This window comes from Streptomyces sp. NPDC059900, assembly GCF_050270335.1.
In the GTDB taxonomy this organism is placed as follows: domain Bacteria; phylum Actinomycetota; class Actinomycetes; order Streptomycetales; family Streptomycetaceae; genus Streptomyces.
Window position 1 is genome coordinate 28,798 of the sequence record NZ_JBNNJZ010000055.1, and the last position, 3,091, is coordinate 31,888.

Genomic DNA, 3,091 nt, shown 5'->3' on the forward strand with positions numbered 1-3,091 from the left:
CGGGTCGCACCCCCCATCCAATCCCTCCCGGCGGCCGGCGGGGGCGGGGCGCCGTTGCCCCGTTCCACCGCCCCCCCGGCCCGTACCGCTCATTCCGGATCGTCCGGCTGCTCAGCCGGGCCAGTACGTACGCCCCCACGCCGTCGGCCCCGGCGCGGGCAGCCGGTCGCGGGCCACGCGGGCCGGGTTGGACCAGGCGTCGAGCACCGCGGGCGCGCCGGACGGCTCGTCCGCGACCGCCGCGGCGCGCGCCTGGACCACCGCGAGCGCGGCGGCCAGCTCCTCCGGGGTGGGGTTGCCCCGTACGACCTTGATCATGAAGGGTCTCCTCGCTCTCCTCGCTGAGGCACGGTCCGCACGGTCTAGAGGGGGATGTTGCCGTGCTTCTTCGGGGGAAGGGATTCCCGCTTCGTACGCAGCTGACGCAGGCCCCGCACCAGATGGGCGCGGGTCTCCGACGGCATGATCACGGCGTCGATGTAACCGCGCTCGGCGGCCGTGTACGGGTTGAGGAGACGGTCCTCGTACTCCTGGATCAGGCGGGCCCTGGTCGCCTCGACGTCGCCGGTGGCCTCGGCCGCCGCGATCGTCTTGCGGTGCAGGATGTTGACCGCGCCCTGGGCGCCCATCACCGCGATCTGCGCGGTCGGCCAGGCCAGGTTGAGGTCGGCGCCCAGGTGCTTGGAGCCCATGACGTCGTACGCGCCGCCGAACGCCTTGCGCGTGATGATCGTGATGAGCGGGACGGTCGCCTCGGCGTAGGCGTAGATCAGCTTCGCGCCGCGCCGGATGATGCCGTCGTGCTCCTGCTCGACGCCCGGCAGGAAGCCGGGCACGTCCACGAAGGTGATGACCGGGACGTTGAACGCGTCGCAGGTGCGGACGAAGCGGGCGCCCTTCTCGGAGGCGTCGATGTTCAGGCAGCCCGCGAACTGTGTCGGCTGGTTGGCGACGATGCCGACCGGGCGGCCCTCGACGCGGCCGAAGCCGGTGACGATGTTCGGCGCGAACAGCGGCTGCGTCTCGAAGAACTCGGCGTCGTCCAGGACGTGTTCGATCACCGTGTGCATGTCGTACGGCTGGTTGGCGCTGTCCGGGATGAGGGTGTCGAGCTCGCGGTCCTCGTCCGTCAGCTCCAGGTCCGCCTCCTCGGGGAAGGCGGGGGGCTCGCTGAGGTTGTTCGAAGGCAGGTAGGAGAGAAGGGACTTGACGTACTCGATCGCGTCCTTCTCGTCGCCCGCCATGTGGTGGGCGACACCGGAGGTGCTGTTGTGGGTGCGGGCACCGCCGAGCTCCTCGAAGCCGACGTCCTCGCCGGTGACCGTCTTGATGACGTCGGGCCCGGTGATGAACATGTGCGACGTCTGGTCGACCATGACCGTGAAGTCGGTGATCGCGGGGGAGTAGACCGCGCCGCCCGCGCACGGGCCGACGACCAGGCTGATCTGCGGGATCACACCGGAGGCGTGGGTGTTCCTGCGGAAGATCTCCCCGTACATCCCGAGGGCCATGACGCCCTCCTGGATGCGGGCGCCGCCGGAGTCGTTGATGCCGATGACCGGGCAGCCGGTCTTCAGGGCGAAGTCCATGACCTTGACGATCTTCTCGCCGAAGACCTCGCCCAGGGCGCCGCCGAAGACGGTGAAGTCCTGCGAGAAGACGGCCACGGGGCGGCCGTCGACGGTGCCGTAACCGGTCACGACGCCGTCGCCGTACGGGCGGTTGGCCTCCAGACCGAAATCGTGCGAGCGGTGCTGGGCGAATTCGTCGAACTCGATGAACGAGTGCTCGTCCAGGAGCAGATCGATGCGCTCACGCGCCGTCAGCTTGCCCTTGGCGTGCTGCTTCTCGACCGCGCGGGCCGAACCGGCGTGCTTGGCCTCCTCGATGCGGCGCTGGAGATCAGCGAGCTTGCCCGCAGTCGTATGGATGTCGATGCCCGGGTCACCTGCGTCGGTGGTGGCGGGGGTATCGCTTGCGGCGCTCTGCACGGGCACGTTGGGCTCTTCCGGCTCGGACATCGGGATGCGGCTCCCTGCCTGCTCAAAGGGGCGACTGGCGGCTTGCGGCTGTGTGCTGCGGTGGCTCGCGGCTGCGGCCGCGCAGCTCTGTGACTGCTGGTGATCGCTTGCTACTGACTCGTAGGGTATCGGCGTGCATACGGTTCGGCAGTGCGGCGTTTACCACACCTAAGGTGGCTTGCATGACGCCGCGAGATGCTTCAGACGACCCTGCCGACCTCCCCGGGGGCAACCGCTGGTCCGACCTTGACCGGCCGCCCCTGAACGCCGCCGCGCTGCGGCGCGCTCTGGTGCGGGGAGGTCTGTGGACCTCTCTGGACGTGGTGCCCGCGACGGGGTCGACCAACACTGATTTGGTGGCCCGCGCCGACGAGCTGCCCGAGGGCGCGGTGCTCGTCGCCGAGGAACAGAGCTCGGGGCGCGGGCGCCTCGACCGCCGCTGGTCCGCGCCGCCGCGCTCCGGTCTCTTCTTCTCCGTGCTCCTGAAGCCGGGGGACGGGGTGCCCGTCGAGCGGTGGGGGTGGCTGCCGCTGCTCGCCGGGGTCGCCGTCGCCACGGGGCTTTCGGGGGCCGCGGGGGTGGATACGGCGCTGAAGTGGCCGAACGATCTTCTCGTGACGGTGGCGGGCGAGGAGCGGAAGGCGGGGGGAATCCTCGCGGAGCGGGCGGGGTCCGCGGACGGCGGGGGCGTGGTGGTCGGCATCGGGATCAACGTGACCCTGCGGGCGGATGAGCTGCCGGTGCCTGGGGCGGGGTCGCTCGCGCTGGCCGGGGCGGCGACCACCGACCGGGACACCGTGCTGCGGGCCGTGCTGCGTTCGCTGGAGCAGTGGTACGGGGACTGGCGTGCCGCCGCGGGCGATCCGGTGGCCTCCCGCCTCCAGGAGGCGTACGCGGCGGGCTGCGCGACGCTCGGCCGCAAGGTCCGCGCGGAACTGCCGGGTGACCGGTCGATCACGGGTGAGGCGGTGGCACTGGACGGCGACGGCCGGCTCGTGCTGGCCACGGGGGACGGGGTGCAGGAGCCCGTGGGGGCGGGGGATGTCGTGCATTTGCGGGGGGTGTAGGGG

3 protein-coding genes are annotated in these 3,091 nt (G+C 71.2%); 1 reads left to right on the forward strand and 2 read right to left on the reverse strand.

Features of this window, described 5'->3' with window-relative positions:
* Positions 1 to 111: 111 nt before the first annotated feature.
* Complete coding sequence (locus tag ACQKIP_RS11460; protein WP_365861576.1) at positions 112 to 318, reverse strand: acyl-CoA carboxylase subunit epsilon; 207 nt, start codon at positions 316 to 318, stop codon at positions 112 to 114.
* Between the two features lie 44 nt (positions 319 to 362).
* Complete coding sequence (locus ACQKIP_RS11465; RefSeq protein WP_365861578.1) at positions 363 to 2,021, reverse strand: acyl-CoA carboxylase subunit beta; 1,659 nt, start codon at positions 2,019 to 2,021, stop codon at positions 363 to 365.
* A 182-nt stretch (positions 2,022 to 2,203) separates the two neighbouring features.
* Here ACQKIP_RS11465 and ACQKIP_RS11470 point away from each other — a divergent pair, with 182 nt between their 5' ends.
* Positions 2,204 to 3,088 (forward strand): biotin--[acetyl-CoA-carboxylase] ligase, encoded by an 885-nt coding sequence (locus tag ACQKIP_RS11470; RefSeq protein WP_365861580.1) that lies wholly within the window; start codon positions 2,204 to 2,206, stop codon positions 3,086 to 3,088.
* The last annotated feature ends 3 nt before the right edge of the window (positions 3,089 to 3,091 follow it).